Source organism: Nonomuraea sp. NPDC049784 (assembly GCF_040659615.1).
GTDB lineage: Bacteria > Actinomycetota > Actinomycetes > Streptosporangiales > Streptosporangiaceae > Nonomuraea.
The window spans coordinates 1-20082 of record NZ_JBFAMX010000154.1 but is presented as its reverse complement, the minus strand read 5'-3'; the positions used below and the strand labels follow the sequence as shown (position 1 = coordinate 20082).

Below are 20082 nucleotides of genomic sequence, written 5' to 3'. Positions count from 1 at the left end.
GCGTCGCAGCCGGGGCTGCGACGGTGAGGCGTTCGAGGGCGGCGAGGGGCTTGTCGGCGTAGCCGCGCGGGGCGAGCAGCACGGGAACGGAGGACGAGTGCAGGAGCTGGTCGGCGGTGCCGGCCCCGGGGCTCCGGGATGTGGCCGGCCGGCACGTTGTGCAGCTTCATTCAGGTCACCTCGGCGTTCAGCCGCGAATGGCCGTAGCCGTACAGGAAGTAGCAGATCAGGCCCACGAGCATCCACAGCCCGAACGCCAGCCAGGTCACTCCGGCCAGGCCCGCCATCACGATGACGCAGAAGATCGCGCCGAGCACCGGCGTGGCGGGGAACAGCGGCGCGCGGAAGCCGCGCGGCAGCTCGGGGCTGCGGTAGCGCAGGACGAGCACGCCGACGTTCACGATGGCGAAGGCGAACAGGGTGCCGATGCTGGTGGCCTCGGCGAGCTGGCCGAGCGGCACGAGCCCAGCCAGCACGGAGATGAACGCGGCGACGATGAGGGTGTTCGCGACGGGGACCTGGTGGCGCATGTCGACCTGCTGGAAGATCCGTGGGATCAGCCCGTCGCGGGACATCGCGAACAGGATGCGGGTCTGGCCGTAGATGACCGTGAGCACGACGCTGGCGATGGCGATGACCGCGCCGAACGAGACGATCAGGCCCGGCCAGGACGCGCCGACGGCCAGGTCGGCGATGTGGGAGAGGCCGGCCTCGGTCTTCTTCGGGTCGAAGTCCGTCCACGGCATCGCGCCGACGGCCGCCACGGCCACGAGCACGTAGACGGCCGTCACGATGGCCAGTGACAGGATGATCGCGAGCGGCAGGTCGCGCTTGGGGTTCTTGGCCTCCTCGCTGGCGGTCGAGGCGGCGTCGAAACCGATGTAGGAGAAGAACACCTGCGAGGCCGCCGCCGTTATCCCGGCCACCCCCATAGGGGCGAACGGCGTGAAATTCCGGGACTGGAAGGCCGTGAACGCCACCGCGCAGAAGAAGATCAGCACCACGACCTTGATCACCACGAAGATCGCGTTCGCCGTGGCGCTCTCGGAGGCCCCGTACAGCAGCAGCCACGTGGCGAGCAGGACGATGACGATCGCGGTGACGTTGACCACGCCGCCGTCCTGGCCGGGGGAGCGGGTGACGGCGTCGGGCAGCGTGAAGCCGAACAGGGCCCGCAGGAACGCGTTCAGGTATTCGCCCCAGCCCACGGCCACGGCCGCCACGGACACGGCGTACTCCAGCATGAGGCACCAGCCGCAGACCCAGGCCACCAGCTCGCCCAGCGTCGCGTACGCGTAGGAATAGGACGAGCCGGACACCGGGATCGTCCCGGCCAGCTCGGCGTACGACAGGGCCGAGAACAGGGCCGTGATCGCCGCCAGCACGAACGACAGCACCACCGCCGGCCCCGCCTTGGGCACCGCCTGCCCCAGGATGACGAAGATGCCGGTGCCGAGCGTGGCGCCGACGCTGAAGAGCGTGAGCTGCCACAGCGACATGGTGCGCCGCAGTTCGCCGCCCTGCCCGTGGCCGGCCTCCGCGACGATGCGCTCGGTGGGCTTGGTGCGGAAGAGCCGCCGGGCCAGTGCCACCGGACAGCCCCTACAGCGTGCTCGTCAGCGGCCACCTGCCGTTGGGCGTCACGATCGTTCCCGCGGAGCCCTCGAGTATGCGCTCCGCCTGGTCGAGCCTTCCGATCGCGGCCATGTCGCCGGTCGTCTCCACGAACCGGCAGGCCGCCTCCACCTTCGGCCCCATCGACCCGGCGGGGAACTCCAGGGCGCGCAGCTCGTGCGGCGTGGTGTGGGCGATCTCGCTCTGGTGCGGCGTGCCGAAGCCGCGCATGACGCGCGGCACGTCGGTGAGGCTCAGGAACGCGTCGCAGTCCAGCGCCTCGGCCAGCATCGCGGCGGTGAGGTCCTTGTCGACGACCGCCTCCACGCCGGTCAGCCGGCCGCGCTCGTCGCGGACGACCGGGATGCCGCCGCCGCCCGCGCAGATCACGACCACGCCCTCGCGGATCATCATGCGGATCAGCCGGGTCTCGACGATGCGGCGGGGAACGGGCGAGGGGACGACGCGCCGCCAGTGGGGGCCGTCCTGCCTGACCGTCCAGCCGTACTCGGCGGCCAGCTTCTCCGCCTGCTCCTGCTCGTAGACCTGCCCGATGAACTTGGCCGGGTGCTCGAAGGCGGGATCGACGGCCGTCACCAGCGTCTGCGTGACCATGGCCAGCACCTGCCGGCCCGGCAGCGCGTTCTGCAGGGCCTGCTGCATCCAGTAGCCGATCATGCCCTGCGTCTGCGCGCCGAGCGTGTCGAAGGGGTACGGCCTGGTCAGGGTCGGGTCCGCGGCGCTCTCCACGGCCAGCAGGCCGACCTGCGGGCCGTTCCCGTGGGTGATGACCAGCTCGTGCTCGACGGCAAGCCGGGCGAGCGTCTTGACGGCCGCCCGGATGTTGGCCTGCTGGACGTCCGCGTCCGGCGCCTGGCCGCGTTTGAGCACCGCGTTGCCGCCCAGCGCGACGATGACCCGCATCCGGCTACCCCCTCATGCCCCGTCGCGTTCGAGCGGGCAGCTCATGCAGCGCGGGCCGCCGCGCCCCCTGCCGAGCTCGCTGCCCCTGATCGTGATGACCTCGATGCCGTTGTCGCGCAGGTAGTTGTTCGTGGTGGTGTTGCGCTCGTAGGCGACGACCACGCCCGGCTCCAGTGCCAGCCCGTTGCAGCCGTCGTCCCACTGCTCCCGCTCGGCGGCGCGGACGTCCTGGGTGGGGGTCAGCACCGTGATGTCGTCCAGGTCGAGGGCGTGGGCGATGGCCTTGTGCATGTGCTCGGGCGGGTGGTCGGTGACCTTGAGCTCCTTGTGCGACCCGCCGGGCTCGATGGTGTACGCGGGCAGCATCCCGAGGCCCGCGTACTCGGTGAACACGCCCACGTCGAGCATCGTCATCACGGTGTCGAGATGCATGAACGCCCGTGCCTTCGGCATGTCGAGCGCCACGATCGTGCGCGCGGAGCCGGCGGCGAACAGCTGCTGCGCCAGCATCTCGACCGCCTGCGGCTGGGTGCGCTCGCTCATGCCGACCAGCACCGCGCCCCGGCCGATGACCAGCACGTCGCCGCCCTCCATGGTGGCCGGCGCCACCGACTGCCCCGGCATCCAGCAGTGGAAGCCGCCCTTCCCGGGCTGGCCGAAGCCGTCGGCGAAGGTCGGGTGGTACATGTAGACGGCCTCCATGTTGACCGTCTCGCGCATGCGGGCCTTCTTCTTCATCGCGTTGATCGACACGCCGTCGTAGATCCAGCAGGACGTGTCGCGGGTGAAGAGGTGGTTGGGCAGCGGCGGCAGGATGAAGTCGTCGTCGCCGGTGGAGTGGAAGGTCACCGAGTCCGGGTCGCAGCCCATCTCGACCAGCTCGCGCTTGGTGACGCCGCCGGTCAGGTAGAGCTGCAGCGTCGCCGAGTCCATGCCGTCGAGGGTGTTGCGCACGTCGTCGATGGCCCCTGGGCCGAGCCAGCGCTCGTCGATGACCGCGTCGAGGATGTGCTTGCGCGCCTCCGGGATGTCGACGGTCTCCCTGAGGAGGTCGGCCAGCACGTGGACCTTGACGCCGTGGTCGGTCAGCACCCGCTGGAACTCCTCGTGCTCCTCCATCGCGCGTTTGGCCCACAGCACGTCGTCGAAGAGGAACGCGTCCTTGTTGGACGGGGTCAGCCGCTTGAGCGCCAGGTCCGGCCTGTGCAGGAGCACCTGACGCAGGCGTCCGACCTCGGAATCGACGTGAAAGGTCATCTTCGCTGTTTCCCCTCCAGGGCGGCTTTCTCGGGCAGTATCAGCGTCTCTCCGAGGAAGCCGGTACGCCATCCGTACCCCGTCGGCGCGACGCGACGCCAGGGGAGGCCGCTCGCGTTGTTCCTGGTAGCCCCTGGTACTGTGTGTCCCGACCAACACCCTTTAAGACCCGTCCCGTGAGGCGGGAAAGGTGGTGAGATTCGCCATGTCTGATTCCAGGGCCGTGCTAGAAGCCCCGGACATCCATCGAGCGCTGACCCGGATCGCGCACGAGATCCTCGAGCGCACCAAGGGCGCCGACGACGTCGTACTCCTCGGCATCCCCACCCGCGGCGCCACGCTGGCCCGCCGGCTCGGAGAGCGCATCCAGCAGTTCGAAGGCGTCAAGATCCCAGTCGGCTCGATCGACATCACGATGTACCGTGACGACCTGAGGCTCAAGCCCGCCCGGCCGCTCGGCCGGACCGAGCTGCCGCCGGACGGCATCGACGGTCGCGTGGTCGTGCTCGTGGACGACGTCCTCTACTCCGGCCGCACCGTGCGCGCCGCGCTCGACGCGCTCAACGACCTCGGCCGGCCCACCGCCGTGCAGCTGGCCACGCTGGTCGATCGCGGCCACCGCGAGCTGCCCATCCGCGCCGACTACGTCGGCAAGAACCTTCCCACCGCCAAGAGCGAGAAGGTCAGGGTCTACCTGCAGGAGATCGACGGCCGCGACGCCGTGCTCCTCATGAAGGGGGACGCCAAGTGAACCGCCACCTGATCTCCGCCGGCGACCTCTCCAAGGACGACGCGCTGCTCATCCTCGACACCGCCGAGGAGCTGGCCAGAGTCTCGGAACGTTCCATCAAGAAGCTCCCGACGCTGCGCGGGCGCACGGTGGTCAACCTGTTCTTCGAGGACTCCACCCGTACGCGGATCTCGTTCGAGGCGGCGGCCAAGCGGCTGTCCGCGGATGTGATCAACTTCTCGGCCAAGGGGTCGAGCGTGTCCAAGGGCGAGTCGCTCAAGGACACCGCGCTCACCCTCGAGGCCATGGGCGCCGACGCGGTGGTCATCCGTCACAGCGCCTCCGGCGCGCCGCACCGCCTGGCCAACTGGGTGCACGGCAGCGTCGTCAACGCCGGTGACGGCACCCACGAGCACCCCACGCAGGCGCTGCTCGACGCCTTCTCGATGCGCCGCCGCCTGGGCAGCCTCGAGGGGCGCAAGGTCACGATCGTCGGTGACGTGCTGCACAGCCGGGTCGCCCGCTCCAACGTTCTCCTGCTCCACACGCTGGGCGCCGAGGTCACGCTGGTGGCGCCGCCCACGCTGCTGCCCGTCTCCGTCGGCTGCTGGCCGTGCGAGGTGTCGTACGACCTGGACGCGGTGCTGCCCAAGTCGGACGTGGTGATGATGCTGCGGGTGCAGAAGGAGCGGATGAACGCCGCGTACTTCCCCAGCGAGCGGGAGTACTCCCGCCGGTACGGGCTCGACCGCGACCGGTTCGCCAAGATGCCCGACGACGCGATCGTCATGCACCCCGGGCCGATGAACCGCGGGATGGAGATCGCGGCCGAGGTGGCCGACTCGGCCCGGTCCACGATCGTCGAGCAGGTCGCCAACGGCGTGACCATCCGCATGGCCGTCCTGTACCTGCTGCTTGGGGGAGAGAGCACGTGAGCGAGCGGAGCGAACGAACCAATGGGCACAGCATCTTGATCATCGTGCCGACGAAGGAGGCATGATGATTATCCGTAACGTTCGGATTCTGGGCGGGGAGCCCGTCGACATCCGCGTCGCCGAAGGGACGATCGCCGAGATCGGGCCCGGTCTGGAAGGGCCCGAGGCCGTCGACGGCGGCGGCGCGATCGCGCTGCCCGGCCTCGTGGACCTGCACACGCACCTCCGCGAGCCCGGCCGTGAGGATGCCGAGACCGTACAGACCGGGACGCAGTCGGCGGCCCGGGGCGGATACACCGCCGTGCACGCCATGGCCAACACCTCGCCCGTGGCCGACACCGCGGGGGTGGTCGAGCAGGTGTGGCGGCTCGGGCACGAGTTCGCGCACTGCGACGTGCATCCCGTGGGCGCGGTGACCGTCGGCCTGGAGGGCAGGCAGCTCGCGGAGCTGGGCGCGATGGCCGACTCGGCCGCCCGCGTGCGGGTCTTCTCCGACGACGGCAAGTGCGTGGACGACGCCGTGCTGATGCGCCGCGCCCTGGAGTACGTCAAGGCGTTCGACGGCGTCATCGCCCAGCACGCCCAGGAGCCCAGGCTCACCGCCGGCGCCCAGATGAACGAGGGCGTCATCTCCGGCAGGCTCGGCCTGACCGGCTGGCCCGCGGTCGCGGAGGAGGCGATCATCGCCCGCGACTGCCTTCTGGCCGCCCACGTCGGCTCCAGGCTGCACGTCTGCCACGTCTCCACGGCCGGCTCCGTCGAGATCATCCGCTGGGCCAAGTCCAAGGGCTGGAACATCACCGCCGAGGTCACCCCGCACCACCTGCTCCTGACCGACGACCTCGTCGAGGAGTCCCCGGTGGGCGCGTACAACCCGATCTACAAGGTCAACCCGCCGCTGCGCACCCGCGCCGACGTCGAGGCGTTGCGGGCCGCGCTGGCCGACGGCACGATCGACGTCGTCGCCACCGACCACGCCCCCCACCCGGTCGAGGACAAGGAGACCGAGTGGTCGGCCGCGGCCATGGGCATGATCGGCCTGGAGACGGCGCTCAGCGTGGTCCAGGAGGCCATGGTCGAGACCGGGCTGCTCGACTGGGCGGGCGTCGCCGAGCGCATGTCCGTCGTCCCCGCCCGCATCGGCCGCCTGGCCGGCCAGGGGCAGCCGCTGGAGGTGGGCGCTCCGGCCAACATCACGCTGTACAACCCGTCCGTACGCACCGAGGTGGATCCGTCGGCATACGCGTCGAAGAGCAGGAACACCCCGTACGAGGGGATGACGCTGCCCGGCAGGGTAGTGGCCACGTTCCTGCGCGGCAGGCCGACCGTTCTCGAAGGGAAGCTGGTTTGAACACATCGGTGCTAGTCCTGGAAGACGGCCGCGTCTTCCACGGGACCCCGTACGGCGCCGAGGGCGAGACGTTCGGCGAGATGGTCTTCAACACCGGCATGACCGGCTACCAGGAGACCCTCACGGACCCGTCCTACCATCGGCAGATCGTCGCCATGACGGCGCCCCACATCGGCAACACCGGCGTCAACGACGAGGACCCGGAGTCCAAGCGCGTCTGGGTCGCCGGCTACGTCGTGCGCGAGCCGTCCAGAGTCGTCTCCAACTGGCGGGCCAACCGCTCGCTCGACGCCTACCTCAAGGAGCAGGGCGTCGTCGGGATCGCCATCTCCGGCACCCGCGCGCTCACCCGCCACCTGCGCGAGCGCGGCGCCATGCGCGCCGGCATCTTCACCGCGCCCACCGAGCCGGTCGAGGAGCTGGTCGAGCGCGTGCGGCAGTCGCCCCGCATGGAGGGCGCCGACCTGGCCGCCGAGGTGGCCACCACGGAGCCCTACGTGGTGCCCGCGATCGGCGAGAAGAGGTTCACGGTCGCCGCCGTGGACCTCGGCATCAAGGGCATGACGCCGCACCGGATGGCCGAGCGCGGCTGCGAGGTGCACGTGCTGCCCGCGACGGCCACGTACGAGCAGATCATGGCGGTCGAGCCGGACGGCGTGTTCCTCTCCAACGGCCCCGGCGACCCCGCCACGGCGGACGTGAGCGCGCTCGAGAGCGTCCTGGAGGCCAAGGTCCCGTTCTTCGGGATCTGCTTCGGCAACCAGCTCTTCGGGCGGGCCCTGGGCCTTTCCACCTACAAGCTGCGGTACGGGCACCGGGGCGTCAACCAGCCCGTCCAGGACGTGCGCACGGGGAAGGTGGAGATCTCGGCGCACAACCACGGGTTCGCCGTGGAGGCGCCGCTCGACGGGCCGTTCGAGACCCCGTACGGCAAGGCCGAGGTCAGCCACGTCAACCTCAACGACCGCTGCGTGGAAGGGCTGCGCCTGCTCGACGGCCGCGCCTTCAGCGTCCAGTACCACCCAGAGGCCGCCGCGGGGCCCCACGACGCGGCCTATCTCTTCGACGAGTTCTGTGAGGTCATGAACCGTGCCCAAGCGTGAGGACATCAGGTCCGTCCTGGTGATCGGCTCGGGGCCGATCGTGATCGGACAGGCGTGCGAGTTCGACTACTCGGGCACCCAGGCGTGCCGCGTGCTGCGGGCCGAGGACTTCCGGGTCATCCTGGTCAACAGCAACCCGGCGACGATCATGACGGACCCCGAGTTCGCCGACGCCACGTACGTGGAGCCGATCACCCCCGAGTTCGTCGAGAAGATCATCGCCAAGGAGCGGCCCGACGCGCTGCTGCCGACGTTGGGCGGGCAGACCGCGCTCAACACGGCGGTCGCGCTGCATGAGTCAGGCGTGCTGGAGAAGTACGAGGTCGAGCTGATCGGCGCGGACTTCGACGCGATCCAGGCGGGGGAGAACCGCGAGCGGTTCAAGGAGATCGTCGCCAAGGTCGCCCGTGAGCACGGGCTCAACGCCGAGTCGGCCAGGTCGGTCATCTGCCACACGATGGACGAGTGCCTGGCCGGCGCCCGCGAGCTGGGTTACCCGGTCGTGGTCAGGCCGTCGTTCACGATGGGCGGCGCCGGGTCCGGGTTCGCCTATGACGAGGCCGACCTGCGGCGCATCGCCGGCGCCGGGCTCGACGCCTCTCCGACCACCGAGGTGCTCCTGGAGGAGTCGATCCTCGGCTGGAAGGAGTACGAGCTCGAGGTCATGCGCGACAAGAACGACAACGTCGTCATCGTCTGCTCCATCGAGAACATCGACCCGATGGGCGTGCACACCGGCGACAGCGTCACCGTCGCGCCCGCGCTGACCCTGACCGACCGCGAATACCAGAACATGCGCGACGTCGCCATCGCGGTCATCCGCGAGGTCGGCGTGGACACCGGCGGCTGCAACATCCAGTTCGCGGTCGACCCGAGCACCGGACGCATGATCGTCATCGAGATGAACCCGCGTGTGTCCCGGTCTTCGGCGCTGGCCTCGAAGGCCACCGGCTTCCCGATCGCGAAGATCGCGGCCAAGCTGGCCATCGGCTACACGCTCGACGAGATCCCCAACGACATCACCAAGGAGACTCCGGCCTCCTTCGAGCCGACGCTCGACTACATCGTGGTGAAGGTGCCGAGGTTCGCGTTCGAGAAGTTCAGGGGCGCCGACCAGACGCTCACCACGCACATGAAGTCCGTGGGCGAGGCCATGGCCATCGGCCGCTCCTTCCCCGAGGCGCTGCAGAAGGCGCTCCGGTCGCTGGAGAAGAAGGACTCGTCCTTCACCTGGGCGGGCTCGACGGGGGACAAGGCCGAGCTGCTCGACAAGTGCCGCACCCCGCACGACGGGCGGCTGCGCACCATGCAGCAGGCCATCAGGGCGGGCGCCACGCCCGGCGAGCTGTTCGAGGCGACCAACGTCGATCCCTGGTTCATCGACCAGCTCATCCTGCTCCACGAGGAGGCCGAGGCGGTCGCCGCCGCCTCGGAGCTGACCGGCGAGGTCCTCGAGCGGGCCAAGCACCACGGCTTCAGCGACGCGCAGATCGGCGAGATCCGCGGCATCGACGAGGCCAGGGTGCGCGACCTGCGCCACGCCCTCGGCCTGCGGCCCGTCTACAACACCGTCGACACGTGCGCCGCCGAGTTCGCCGCGAAGACGCCGTACCTCTACTCGACCTACGACGAGGAGAGCGAGGTCCCCAGCGGCGAGCGCCAGAAGGTCATCATCCTCGGCTCCGGGCCCAACCGCATCGGGCAGGGCATCGAGTTCGACTACGCGTGCGTGCACGCCTCGTTCGAGCTGTCCAGGGCCGGGTTCGAGACCGTCATGGTCAACTGCAACCCCGAGACCGTGTCGACCGACTACGACACCTCCGACCGGCTCTACTTCGAGCCGCTGACGCTGGAGGACGTCCTGGAGGTCGTGCACGCCGAGCAGCAGACGGGCCCGGTCGCGGGCGTGATCGTGCAGCTCGGCGGTCAGACGCCGCTGGGGCTCGCGCAGGCGCTCAAGGACGCGGGCGTGCCCGTGGTCGGCACCTCGCCCGAGTCCATCCACCTGGCCGAGGAGCGCGGCGCGTTCGGGCGGGTGCTGGCCGAGGCGGGCCTGCCCGCGCCCAAGCACGGCACCGCGCTCACCGTCGCCGAGGCGCGGGAGATCGCCGACGAGATCGGCTACCCCGTGCTCGTCCGCCCGTCCTACGTGCTCGGCGGCGCCGGCATGGCGATCGTGTACGACGAGGACACGCTGACGACCTACATGGCGGCCCAGGAGGGCGGCCACCCGGTGCTCGTGGACAAGTTCCTGGACGAGGCCATCGAGATCGACGTCGACGCTCTGTACGACGGGTCGGAGCTGTATCTCGGCGGCGTCATGGAGCACATCGAGGAGGCCGGGATCCACTCCGGCGACTCGGCGTGCGCGCTGCCGCCCATCACGCTCGGCAGCCACGACATCAAGCGCATCCGCGCCGCCACCGAGGCCATCGCCCGGGGTGTGGGGGTGCGCGGGCTGCTGAACGTCCAGTACGCGATGTCGGCCGGAGTGCTGTACGTCCTGGAGGCGAACCCGCGCGCCAGCCGTACCGTGCCGTTCGTGTCCAAGGCCACCGCGGTGCCGCTGGCCAAGGCGGCGGCCCGGGTGATGCTCGGCACGTCGGTCGCCGCGCTCCGCGAGGAGGGCATGCTGCCCGCTACCGGCGACGGCGGGACGCTGCCTCTCGACTCCTCCATCGCCGTCAAGGAGGCCGTGCTGCCGTTCAACCGGTTCCGGGGCGTGGACATCGTGCTCGGGCCCGAGATGCGCTCCACGGGCGAGGTCATGGGCATCGACAAGTTCTTCGGGATCGCGTACGCGAAGTCCCAAGCGGGCGCCTACGGCGAGCTCCCGACCAAGGGACGCGCGTTCGTATCCGTGGCCAACAGGGACAAGCGTGCGATGATCTTCCCTGTGAAGGCGCTGGCGGATCTCGGATTCGAGATCCTCGCTACGGAGGGCACCGCAGAGGTGCTGCGCCGTAACGGTGTCCATGCCAAGATCGTGCGAAAGCACAGCGAGGGGACGGGTCCCGGAGGTGAGCCCACGAGCGTGCAGGCCATTCTCGACGGCGAGGTCGACCTGATCGTCAACACGCCCTTCGGCAGCCCGGGACAGTCGGGCCCACGGCTCGACGGCTACGAGATCCGCACTGCCGCGGTGCTGCGCGGCATCCCGTGCATCACCACGGTCTCGGGGCTGGCGGCCGCGGCGGCGGGCATCCAGGCGATCGTGCGCGGCGACGTCGGCGTACGGTCCCTCCAGGAGCACGCACAGGCACTACGGGGCTGACCCCGCACGGGAGGTGAAGACGACTGGCCGGCACTCCGGTGCAGGTGACTGGCACGGTGCTGACGACGCGCCGGGTCGACGCCTACCATGCGCTGACGGTGGTGGCGCCCGGCATAGCCGAGCGCTACCGCCCCGGTCACTTCGTCTCCGTGGCGGTCGGCGGGGCTTACACGTCGATGGTGACGCGCCGCGCGCTGACCATCCACGATGTCAAGTCCGACTATGGCGGCACGGTCGAACTGGTCTTCACCGCCTCAGGGCCCGGCACGGCCTGGCTGGCCGAGCGGCGTGCCCGCGACACGCTCGACCTGGTCGGGCCGCTCGGCCGGCCCTTTCCGCTGCCGCGTGACCCCGCGCACTGCGTGCTGGTCGGCTCCGATTACGGCTCCGCCGTGCTGTTCCCGCTGGCCGACGCGCTGCTGGAGCGGGGCTGCCGGGTGGACTTCGTGCTGGGCGGCACCGGGGCGGAGCGGGTGTTCGGGGCCATGCGGGCCCGCAGGATCGCCGAGACCACCACGCTGACCACCGAGGACGGCTCGCTCGGGCTACGCGGAAAGGTCACCGACGCGCTACCGTCGGTGATCGCCGACACGCGGGCCGACGCCGTCTACGCCTGCGCGCCCATGGAGACGCTGCGGGCCGTGACGGCGGTGGCGATGGAGTTCGACATCCCGGTGCAGGTGGCCGTCGAGGAGTCGATGGCCTGCGGCATCGGGGTGTGCATGACGTGCGTGCTGCCCGTCATCGGGGACGACGGGGTGACCAGGATGGTTCGGGCGTGCGCTGAAGGGCCGGTGTTCCGGGGGGAGCGGGTGCGTTTCGAGGACGTGGGAACGATCCCGTTCGACGCGCTCGGCGCCCCCGGAGGCGGTGCACGACATGTCAGTTGATATGCGGACATTTCTGGCGCACGTCGAGCTGACGAACCCGATCACCACGGCCGCCGGATGCGCCTCTTCCGGGCGAGAGCTGGCCCAGTTCTTCGACCTGCACCGGCTCGGAGCGCTGACCACCCGCTCGATCACCATGGCGGCCCGTGCGGGGCGGCCCACGCCGCGCATGGCCGAGACGCCCTCGGGCATGCTGAACGCCGTGGGGTTGCAGGGCCCGGGCATCGACGCCTTCCTGGAGCGGGAGCTGCCATGGCTCGCCCAGAGGGGCATCAAGACCATCGTCTCGATCGGCGGCGGCACCGTCGCCGAGTACTCCGAGCTGGCCCGCAGGCTCGCCGACGCGCCCGGGGTCACCGCGCTGGAGGTCAACCTCTCCTGCCCGAACATGGAGGACCGCGGACGCGTCTTCGCCCGCGAGGGCAGCGCGGCGGCCGAGGTGATCGCCTCGGTGCGGTCCATCATGCGCTACGACGTGCCGGTCGTGGCCAAGCTCGCGCCCGACGTGGCGGACATCGTGTCGGTCGCCCGGGCTTGTGTGGACGCGGGGGCCGACGCGCTGTCCATGATCAACAATCCGCTCGGCATGGCCATCGACACCGAGTCGCTGCGGCCCTCGCTCGCCGCCGTCACCGGGGGGCTGTCGGGGCCCGCCATCCTGCCGCTGGCCGTACGGTGCGTGTGGCAGGTGCACGCGGCCCTCCCGGGGGTGCCGCTGATCGGCATCGGCGGTGTGATGACCGGCAGGGACGCGTTCCAGCTCGTCCTGGCGGGCGCCTGCGTGGTCGGTGTGGGCACGGCGCTGTTCCACGACCCCTATGCCTGCCTGCGCATCGAACGCGAGCTGGAGGACCTGCTGAGGGCCCGCGGCTTCCAGCGCCTGGCCGACGCCGTGGGCCTCGCCCACCGCCCGCCGGGCAGCGCCCCCCGCCACCTGCTCGTCGACTCCGAAGAGAGCGCCCCGTGACCATCAGTCGTCATATCCGCCATATCCGCCATTTCTGTCGTATCTGCCGTATCGAGGAGAGCACGTCTTGACTCCCGCACCCCCCCTGACTCCCGCGCCCATCGCCGTCGCCCTGGACGCCCCCGACCTGGAGACCGCCGCCCAGTGGGCGGCCCTGGTGACTCCGCACGTCAGCACGGTCAAGGTGGGTCTGGAGCTCTACCTCCGCTACGGCCCCGACGTGATCGCCTCCGTACGGGGGGCCAGCGGCGTGCAGGTGTTCCTCGACCTCAAGCTCCATGACATCCCGAACACCGTCGCCGGCGCCTCCCGCGCGGTCTCGCGGCTGCGTCCGGCGATCCTCACCGTGCACGCCACCGGCGGCCCGGCCATGATCCGCGCCGCCGTGGAGGCCGCCGACCCGCACACCAAGATCGCCGCTGTGACGATCCTGACCTCGCTGAGCGAGGAAGACCTGGGCCGCATCGGGCTCATGGGGCCGGCCGACGACGCCGTACGCCGCCTGGCCGCGCTGTCGGTGGAGTCGGGGGCCACAGCGCTGGTGTGCTCGCCCAACGAGGTGTCCGCGGTGCGGGCGGAGGTGGGGGAGGGGATCACGCTCATCACGCCCGGAGTGCGGCCCGCGGGGGCCGACACGCAGGACCAGGCGCGGGTGGCCACGCCCGAACAGGCACTCGCCGACGGCGCCGACCTCCTCGTCATCGGCCGCCCCATCACCGGCTCCCCGGATCCCGGCGCCACGGCCGCCTCCATCGCGGCGTCTCTCCGCCGCGCATCGTGATCTCTCTGATGTCCCGCCGCTGCGGCTGATCCCCGTTTCCTCGCCCCGTCCGTGCGTTGCGGCCGTGGCACGGTGGGCCGCACGCCCGTCAAACCGCCCATCCGTTGCGACTGCGCAACGGTGGGCCGCGCGCCCATCAAACTGCCCATCCGTTACGGCTGCGCACAGTGGGCCGCACGCGCCGACGTCCCCTGCCGTCTGTCATGGCCGGTCGTGAAGGCTCACGGGTTGCTCGCCGTGACGAGCGCACGCTTGACCATGACCGTGGCGAGTCGTCGGAATGGTCGCGCGGACGTTTCGCCGGGCGCCACTGACGTCCTTGACGCGACGCGCGCGTGCCACCCCCCGCCGTCCCGGGGCGCCCGGATCATGGCCGTCTGGACCCCACGAGCGTCGCCGTGCGAAGGCCGGTTGGGTGGGGCGATTTGGATCATGGGCGCCTGCCGCCCTCACAAGATCGTAATGCATTCGCGAGGGCATTTGTGAGCGATCTTCGTTTTGGTTTCGGGCCTGGTGTGGGCGGGGTTTCGGACATTGGTGGCTGACTGGAATGTGATCATCGTTGCGTTTCGCGACACCGTCGTGAGCCGACGCGCGAAGCGGGAAGTGAGGGCGATTTCATTAGCGGAATGTGATTTTACGGATACGGAGAGCGATGAAGTGGATTTTGTGAGGAGAGAAACGGCTCTTGACGTTGCTTAGGGGGCGATGACCAGCTAGTTTCCCTTCCCGTCCGAGTACATCGACAGAAATTCGAGGTGACCCGGCGTGGCTCTTCCTCCACTGACCCCTGAGCAGCGCGCCGCAGCCCTGGAGAAGGCTGCCAAGGCCCGTAAAGAGCGTGCCGAGGTCAAGAACCGGCTCAAGCATGGCGCGGTTTCTCTGGCTGAGGTGCTCAAGGACGGGCAGACCGACGACGTCATCGGAAAGATGAAGGTGTCGGCCCTGTTGGAATCGCTCCCCGGCGTGGGCAAGGTCCGCGCCAAGCAGCTCATGGAGCGGCTTGCCATCGCCGAGTCCCGCCGCGTGCGGGGTCTCGGCGCGAACCAGAGGGCATCCCTCGAGCGCGAGTTCGGTGGCAACGAGAGCTAATCTCTGTTCCACAAGAAAGCGCAGGTTCAACGGGGGGTAGGAAAGTGACCGACGGGTCCTGGTCCGGCGAAGTCAGTGCCTATGAGGCATTCGGGCCCGGAGCGGAGGTCGGATTCTTGCCCTTGAGCGAACGGCGGCTGACGGTCCTTTCAGGGCCGTCGGGCGTCGGCAAGTCCACGGTCGTCGCCGAGCTCCGGCGGGCACACCCCGAGGTGTGGCTGTCGGTCTCGGTGACCACCAGGAGGCCCCGGCCCGGTGAGGTGAACGGGGTTCACTACTTCTTCGTCGACGGCGAGGAGTTCGACCGGCTCGTGGCGGCCGGCGAGCTGCTCGAGTGGGCGGAGTTCGCGGGTAACCGCTACGGCACGCCGCGCGAGCCGGTGTTGAAGAAGCTCGCCGACGGCGTGCCGACGCTGCTCGAGATCGATCTCGAAGGCGCCAGGCAGGTGCGCGGGAGCATGCCTGAGGCGCTGCTGGTGTTCCTTGCTCCGCCCAGCTGGGAGGAGTTGGAGAAGCGGCTGCGCGGCCGCGGCACCGAGCCGGAGGACGTCATCGCACGCCGCCTCGAGGCGGGGCGGGTCGAGATGGCCGCGGAGCCGGAGTTCGACCTGACTCTCGTGAACACGAACGTCCAAGACGTGTGCTCTCGGCTGATAGCCTTGATGACTGACCCTCAGGGGGTCACGACAACCACCAACCGAGAGGTCTGACAATCGTGGCAGGCACCACCCCGGCCGCGGAGGGCATCACCAACCCGCCGATCGACGCGCTGCTCGACATCGTCGACAGCAAATACTCACTGGTGATCATGGGCGCCAAGCGCGCTCGCCAGATCAACGCCTACTACTCCCAGCTCGGCGAGGGCCTGCTCGAATACGTCGGGCCGCTGGTCGAGACGCACGCGCAGGAGAAGCCGCTGTCCATCGCGCTGCGCGAGGTCTCCGAGGGCCTGCTCAACGCCGAGCCGATCGAAGGCGCGGTCTGACCCCTTCGATGAAGGTCGTCCTGGGCGTCAGTGGCGGCATCGCCGCGTACAAGGCATGTGAGCTGCTGCGCCTGTTCACCGAGTCCGGGCACGAGGTGCGGGTCGTCCCGACCCGCGAGGCGCTGAAGTTCGTGGGCGCGCCCACCTGGGCCGCCCTGTCGGGCAACCCCGTGTCGGGCGAGGTGTGGGACGACGTTCACGAGGTGCCCCACGTCCGGATCGGCAAGCAGGCCGACCTCGTCGTGGTGGCGCCCGCGACCGCCGACGTGCTCGCGAGGGCGGCCCACGGGCTGGCCGGCGACCTGCTGACCAACACGCTGCTGACGGCCACGTGCCCGGTCGTGTTCGCGCCCGCGATGCACACCGAGATGTGGCAGCACCCCGCCACCCGCGCCAACGTCGCGACGCTGCGCGAGCGGGGCGCCGTCGTGATCGACCCCGCCGTCGGCCGCCTCACCGGGGCCGACACCGGCCCCGGCCGCCTGCCCGACCCGGGCGAGATCTTCCAGCTCTGCCTGCGCGTGCTGCGCGGCCGGCCCCGCGACCTGGCCGGGCGCAAGGTCGTCATATCCGCCGGCGGCACCCGCGAGGCGATCGACCCGGTCCGCTACATCGGCAACCGCTCCTCGGGGCTGCAGGGATACGCCCTGGCCCGCACGGCCGCCGCCCGGGGCGCCGAGGTGACCCTGGTCGCGGCGAACGTGGCGCTGCCCGACCCCGCCGGGGCAAAGGTCGTCCGGGTGGAGTCGGCGGGCGAGCTGCGCGAGGCGGTGCTCGCCGCCTCGGCCGACGCCGACGTGGTGGTCATGGCCGCAGCGGTGGCCGACTTCCGGCCCGCGACGCGGCACGAGACGAAGATCAAGAAGACGGACGGCGAGCCCGAGCCGATCTTTCTGACGAAGAACCCCGACATCCTCGCCGAACTCGGCGCACTCCGCCGCGACGCCCGCGCGGCCGAGACACGTTCCGGCGGTGGAACGCCGGCCCCATCGGCCCTTCAGCCGTCGACTCCCGGCGCCGCGCGCGGCGCGACCCCGCAGCCGGCCACCCCTGCGCCGCAGCCCACCGACGGCGCCCTCCACGACGGAGCACCGGCCGACGCGAGACCGCGGCCGGTCGGCGGTGTCGCTCGCGGTGGAGCATCCACCGACTCGAAGTCGCAGCCGGTCGGCGGCGCCTCTCGTGATGATGCGCCGGGCGACCCGGCCCTGCCCTGGGGTGGCGGTGCCTCCAGCGGTTTGCGGGCGAACGTCGAGGCGGCGTCAGGTGACGGCGTCCCGCAGAGCCGTCCGGCGACGGCTGAGCCGGGTCCGGGTGGCGGCGCGCCACGCGGGGCGTACCCGGAGGTGATCGTCGGGTTCGCGGCCGAGACCGACGACGTGCTCGCCAACGGACAGGCCAAGCTCGCGCGCAAGGGCTGCGACCTGCTGGTCGTCAACCAGGTGGGGGAGGGCCTCGCCTTCGGCACCCCCGACAACGCGGCCACCGTGCTCGTCGCGGGTGGAGAGCCGGTCGAGGTGCCGTTCGGGCCCAAGGAGGACGTCGCCGACGCCGTGTGGGACCTGGTCGCCGCGCGACTGTCCTGACCCACGCAGGACCTCGGCCCGGAGCGGTGCGTACGTCCTAGAAGGGGTGCGTAAGCCCTAGAAGGGACGAGGGCCCAGCGACGCGCACAAATGGCGCAAGACCGATTACCTGATCAGCTCTTGCTACATCCCCGCGTGCCTGCGGATACTTGGGCGAAGGGGGGATGGAATGCCGGTGGGTTCTGCTGTCAGGGATCGTTGTAGAACGTTGCTCGGCGACCAAGGGGAGATCCACTACGTCTTCCCCGCGGTGTCCGCGGGAACGACGGGGACGGGGAATTTCCTGATCGTGGTCACGGGCTCGGCCATATCGGTGGTGGCCACCAGGACGCTCAGGAGTGATCGGCCAGTCGCGGTGCTCGCGGCCTTCCCGCGAAACACTCGGCTCGGCCCTATCAAGCCTGGACCGATCATCGAGCTAGACTCGATGGCGTTCGAGTTCGATGAGGAGTACGCCGCCGTGGTGGCGGCCGCCGATGCGGAGATCTTCGCGCCGGAGACCCTGCCACCCGACCCCCTGCCTGAGCTGTGACGGGAGCCAGATAGTGGACGGTTTCGCGCCCCAGCGCCGGGTAGGGCTAGACTTCGGCGAGGCTCAGGCGCGCCCATGCGCCCTGGGCCTTACATTCGTCAGCAGCCGCTGCATGAGGAGCCACTGAGTTGTCACGTCGCCTGTTCACTTCCGAGTCGGTCACTGAGGGCCACCCGGACAAGATCGCTGACCAGATCAGTGACGCGATTCTCGACGCCATGCTCAAGGACGACCCCAAGAGCCGGGTCGCGGTCGAGACGCTGATCACTACCGGCCAGGTCCATGTCGCAGGCGAGGTCACGACTGAGACCTACGTCGACATCCCGGCCCTCATCCGCGAGAAGATCCTGGAGATCGGCTACGACGCGTCGCACAAGGGCTTCGACGGCGCCTCCTGTGGCGTGTCGGTGTCCATCGGCGCGCAGTCGCCCGACATCGCCCAGGGCGTGGACAGCGCCTACGAGCACCGGGTGGACGGCGACGGCGACGAGCTCGACCGCCAGGGCGCTGGCGACCAGGGGCTCATGTTCGGCTACGCCTGCCGCGAGACCCCGGAGCTGATGCCGCTTCCGATCATCCTGGCCCACCGGCTGGCGCAGCGGCTGTCGGAGGTGCGCAAGACGGGTGTGGTGCCATACCTCCGCCCTGACGGCAAGACCCAGGTGACGATCGAGTACGACGGCGACACGCCGGTCCGGCTGGACACCGTGGTCGTCTCCACGCAGCACGCGGCGGAGATCGACCTCAAGGAGATGCTCACGCCGGACATCAAGGAGCACGTGGTCGATCCGGTGCTGGCGAGCCTCGACCTCGACACCGAGGGCTACCGCCTGCTGGTCAACCCGACCGGCCGCTTCGAGATCGGCGGCCCCATGGGCGACGCCGGCCTCACCGGCCGCAAGATCATCATCGACACCTACGGCGGCATGGCCCGCCACGGTGGCGGCGCCTTCTCCGGCAAGGACCCGTCCAAGGTGGACCGGTCGGCCGCCTACGCCATGCGCTGGGTCGCCAAGAACATCGTCGCCGCCGGCCTCGCCGACCGGTGCGAGGTTCAGGTCGCGTACGCGATCGGCAAGGCGCAGCCGGTGGGTCTGTTCCTGGAGTGCTTCGGCACCGAGAAGCTGCCGGTGGAGAAGATCCAGGACGCCGTGCTCCAGGTGTTCGACCTGCGCCCGGCGGCGATCATCCGCGACCTGGACCTGCTGCGCCCGATCTACTCGGAGACCGCCGCCTACGGGCACTTCGGCCGTGAGGGCTTCTCCTGGGAGTCCACGGACCGCGCCGAGGCCCTGCGGACCGCCGTCGGCCTCTGACCCACCGCTCACCAGTCGTCCCCGCCACCGCCCGCCGGCCGTCCCGCCGCCGGGCGGTCGGCGAGATGCGGCATGGTGGCGTACGGTGGCGACACCGCCCTGCCTTCCGTGCGACGACCCGCCCTCGTCGGCCCGCCGGCCAGGCGTGGTGGGCGACGCGGGCTGATGGTTCTGGTTTGGCGTGCGGCGGGTTGGGCTCGCCGCGCCCATCCGACGGGCAGTCGTCGCAGGGCCCCACACCGTTCGGGGTGTCCGACTGAGCACACGCAACTCGTGCTCGGTTCTTAGGAACGGTCTGGTAGACGTTATGCGTGACCGACTCCGACGACGCCCTTCTGCCGCTCGACGCCGTGCGGCCCCCAGCGTCGTCGAGGGACACCAAAGGCGCCACCGTACCTGCTCCTGACCGGCCCGTCGCGAGGGTCGTGGTGGACAGCCCGCTCCCGCACCTCGACCGCCCCTTCGACTACCTGGTGCCCGACTCCATGCATGAGACGGCCGAGCCGGGAGTGCGCGTGCGGGTGCGGTTCGCGGGGAAGCTGGTCGACGGGTTCCTGCTGGAACGCGCCGATGAGAGCGAGCACGACGGAAAGCTCATGCCGCTCGAACGCGTGGTCTCGCCAGAGCGCGTGCTCACTCCCGAGATCGCCGGGCTGGCCAGGGCCGTCGCCGACCGGTACGCGGGCACCCTGACCGATGTGCTCCGCCTGGCCGTCCCGCCCCGCCACGCCAAGGCCGAGTCGGA

The 20082-nt window shown here is 70.2% G+C and carries 17 protein-coding genes and 1 pseudogene; 15 read left to right on the top strand and 3 right to left on the bottom strand.

Annotation, left to right across the window (positions count from 1 at the left end):
* Positions 1-170: 170 nt before the first annotated feature.
* From AB0J09_RS28110 to AB0J09_RS28100, 3 genes are read right to left on the bottom strand one after another with little or no spacing between them, the layout of a single operon-like run.
* Complete coding sequence (locus AB0J09_RS28110) at positions 171-1592, bottom strand: amino acid permease (RefSeq protein WP_360697299.1); 1422 nt, start codon at positions 1590-1592, stop codon at positions 171-173.
* A 10-nt stretch (positions 1593-1602) separates the two neighbouring features.
* A complete protein-coding gene (gene arcC / locus AB0J09_RS28105; RefSeq protein WP_360697296.1) occupies positions 1603-2538 on the bottom strand; it encodes a carbamate kinase in 936 nt (311 codons plus the stop codon).
* 12 nt (positions 2539-2550) lie between these two features.
* The gene (locus AB0J09_RS28100; RefSeq protein ID WP_360697293.1) at positions 2551-3795 is read right to left on the bottom strand and encodes an arginine deiminase; all 1245 of its coding nucleotides are present in this window, start codon (positions 3793-3795) and stop codon (positions 2551-2553) included.
* Between the two features lie 205 nt (positions 3796-4000).
* On the opposite strand from AB0J09_RS28100, the gene pyrR reads away from it, so the two are divergent.
* The 15 genes and pseudogenes from pyrR to AB0J09_RS28025 all read left to right on the top strand — a co-directional run.
* On the top strand, positions 4001-4546 hold the full coding sequence (gene pyrR, locus AB0J09_RS28095; RefSeq protein ID WP_360697289.1) for a bifunctional pyr operon transcriptional regulator/uracil phosphoribosyltransferase PyrR: 546 nt from the start codon (positions 4001-4003) through the stop codon (positions 4544-4546).
* Positions 4543-5460: an aspartate carbamoyltransferase catalytic subunit gene (locus AB0J09_RS28090; RefSeq protein ID WP_360697286.1), complete on the top strand. Its 918-nt coding sequence runs from the start codon at positions 4543-4545 to the stop codon at positions 5458-5460. The genes pyrR and AB0J09_RS28090 overlap by 4 nt, the downstream gene beginning before the upstream one ends.
* Before the next feature lie 61 nt (positions 5461-5521).
* Positions 5522-6811, top strand: coding sequence for a dihydroorotase (locus AB0J09_RS28085; protein ID WP_360697283.1), 1290 nt, complete (start codon positions 5522-5524; stop codon positions 6809-6811).
* Positions 6808-7914, top strand: coding sequence for a glutamine-hydrolyzing carbamoyl-phosphate synthase small subunit (gene carA / locus AB0J09_RS28080; protein ID WP_360697280.1), 1107 nt, complete (start codon positions 6808-6810; stop codon positions 7912-7914). The genes AB0J09_RS28085 and carA overlap by 4 nt, the downstream gene beginning before the upstream one ends.
* Positions 7901-11188 carry a carbamoyl-phosphate synthase large subunit gene (carB, locus tag AB0J09_RS28075; protein WP_360697277.1) on the top strand — a complete coding sequence of 1096 codons (3288 nt, stop codon included), beginning with the start codon at positions 7901-7903 and terminating at the stop codon, positions 11186-11188. Before carA ends, carB begins: the two co-directional genes overlap by 14 nt.
* Before the next feature lie 23 nt (positions 11189-11211).
* Complete coding sequence (locus AB0J09_RS28070; protein ID WP_360697305.1) at positions 11212-12078, top strand: dihydroorotate dehydrogenase electron transfer subunit; 867 nt, start codon at positions 11212-11214, stop codon at positions 12076-12078.
* The gene (locus AB0J09_RS28065) at positions 12068-13045 is read left to right on the top strand and encodes a dihydroorotate dehydrogenase (RefSeq protein ID WP_360697275.1); all 978 of its coding nucleotides are present in this window, start codon (positions 12068-12070) and stop codon (positions 13043-13045) included. The genes AB0J09_RS28070 and AB0J09_RS28065 overlap by 11 nt, the downstream gene beginning before the upstream one ends.
* Before the next feature lie 85 nt (positions 13046-13130).
* Positions 13131-13826 (top strand): orotidine-5'-phosphate decarboxylase, encoded by a 696-nt coding sequence (gene pyrF / locus AB0J09_RS28060; protein ID WP_360697302.1) that lies wholly within the window; start codon positions 13131-13133, stop codon positions 13824-13826.
* 768 nt (positions 13827-14594) lie between these two features.
* Entirely contained in the window at positions 14595-14918 is a 324-nt protein-coding gene (gene mihF, locus AB0J09_RS28055; protein ID WP_020541698.1) for an integration host factor, actinobacterial type, read from the top strand.
* Between the two features lie 116 nt (positions 14919-15034).
* The gene (gmk, locus tag AB0J09_RS28050; protein WP_360697272.1) at positions 15035-15628 is read left to right on the top strand and encodes a guanylate kinase; all 594 of its coding nucleotides are present in this window, start codon (positions 15035-15037) and stop codon (positions 15626-15628) included.
* A 5-nt stretch (positions 15629-15633) separates the two neighbouring features.
* Complete coding sequence (gene rpoZ, locus AB0J09_RS28045) at positions 15634-15903, top strand: DNA-directed RNA polymerase subunit omega (protein WP_043638590.1); 270 nt, start codon at positions 15634-15636, stop codon at positions 15901-15903.
* An 8-nt stretch (positions 15904-15911) separates the two neighbouring features.
* Complete coding sequence (gene coaBC, locus AB0J09_RS28040) at positions 15912-17489, top strand: bifunctional phosphopantothenoylcysteine decarboxylase/phosphopantothenate--cysteine ligase CoaBC (RefSeq protein WP_360697269.1); 1578 nt, start codon at positions 15912-15914, stop codon at positions 17487-17489.
* Between the two features lie 208 nt (positions 17490-17697).
* Positions 17698-18021: a hypothetical protein gene (locus AB0J09_RS28035; RefSeq protein ID WP_360697266.1), complete on the top strand. Its 324-nt coding sequence runs from the start codon at positions 17698-17700 to the stop codon at positions 18019-18021.
* 128 nt (positions 18022-18149) lie between these two features.
* Positions 18150-19337 (top strand): methionine adenosyltransferase, encoded by a 1188-nt coding sequence (metK, locus tag AB0J09_RS28030; protein WP_360697263.1) that lies wholly within the window; start codon positions 18150-18152, stop codon positions 19335-19337.
* Positions 19338-19687: 350 nt separating this feature from the next.
* A pseudogene (locus AB0J09_RS28025) lies at positions 19688-20082 on the top strand (primosomal protein N'); the annotation flags it as partial.

Bases quoted from the DNA above. Each gene is read 5' to 3' on its own strand.
- arcC (WP_360697296.1), bottom strand. From the start codon at position 2,538: ATGCGGGTCATCGTCGCGCTGGGCGGCAACGCGGTGCTCAAACGCGGC.
- AB0J09_RS28100 (WP_360697293.1), bottom strand. From the start codon at position 3,795: ATGACCTTTCACGTCGATTCCGAGGTCGGACGCCTGCGTCAGGTGCTC.
- pyrR (WP_360697289.1), top strand. From the start codon at position 4,001: ATGTCTGATTCCAGGGCCGTGCTAGAAGCCCCGGACATCCATCGAGCG.
- AB0J09_RS28085 (WP_360697283.1), top strand. From the start codon at position 5,522: ATGATGATTATCCGTAACGTTCGGATTCTGGGCGGGGAGCCCGTCGAC.
- AB0J09_RS28065 (WP_360697275.1), top strand. From the start codon at position 12,068: ATGTCAGTTGATATGCGGACATTTCTGGCGCACGTCGAGCTGACGAAC.
- coaBC (WP_360697269.1), top strand. From the start codon at position 15,912: ATGAAGGTCGTCCTGGGCGTCAGTGGCGGCATCGCCGCGTACAAGGCA.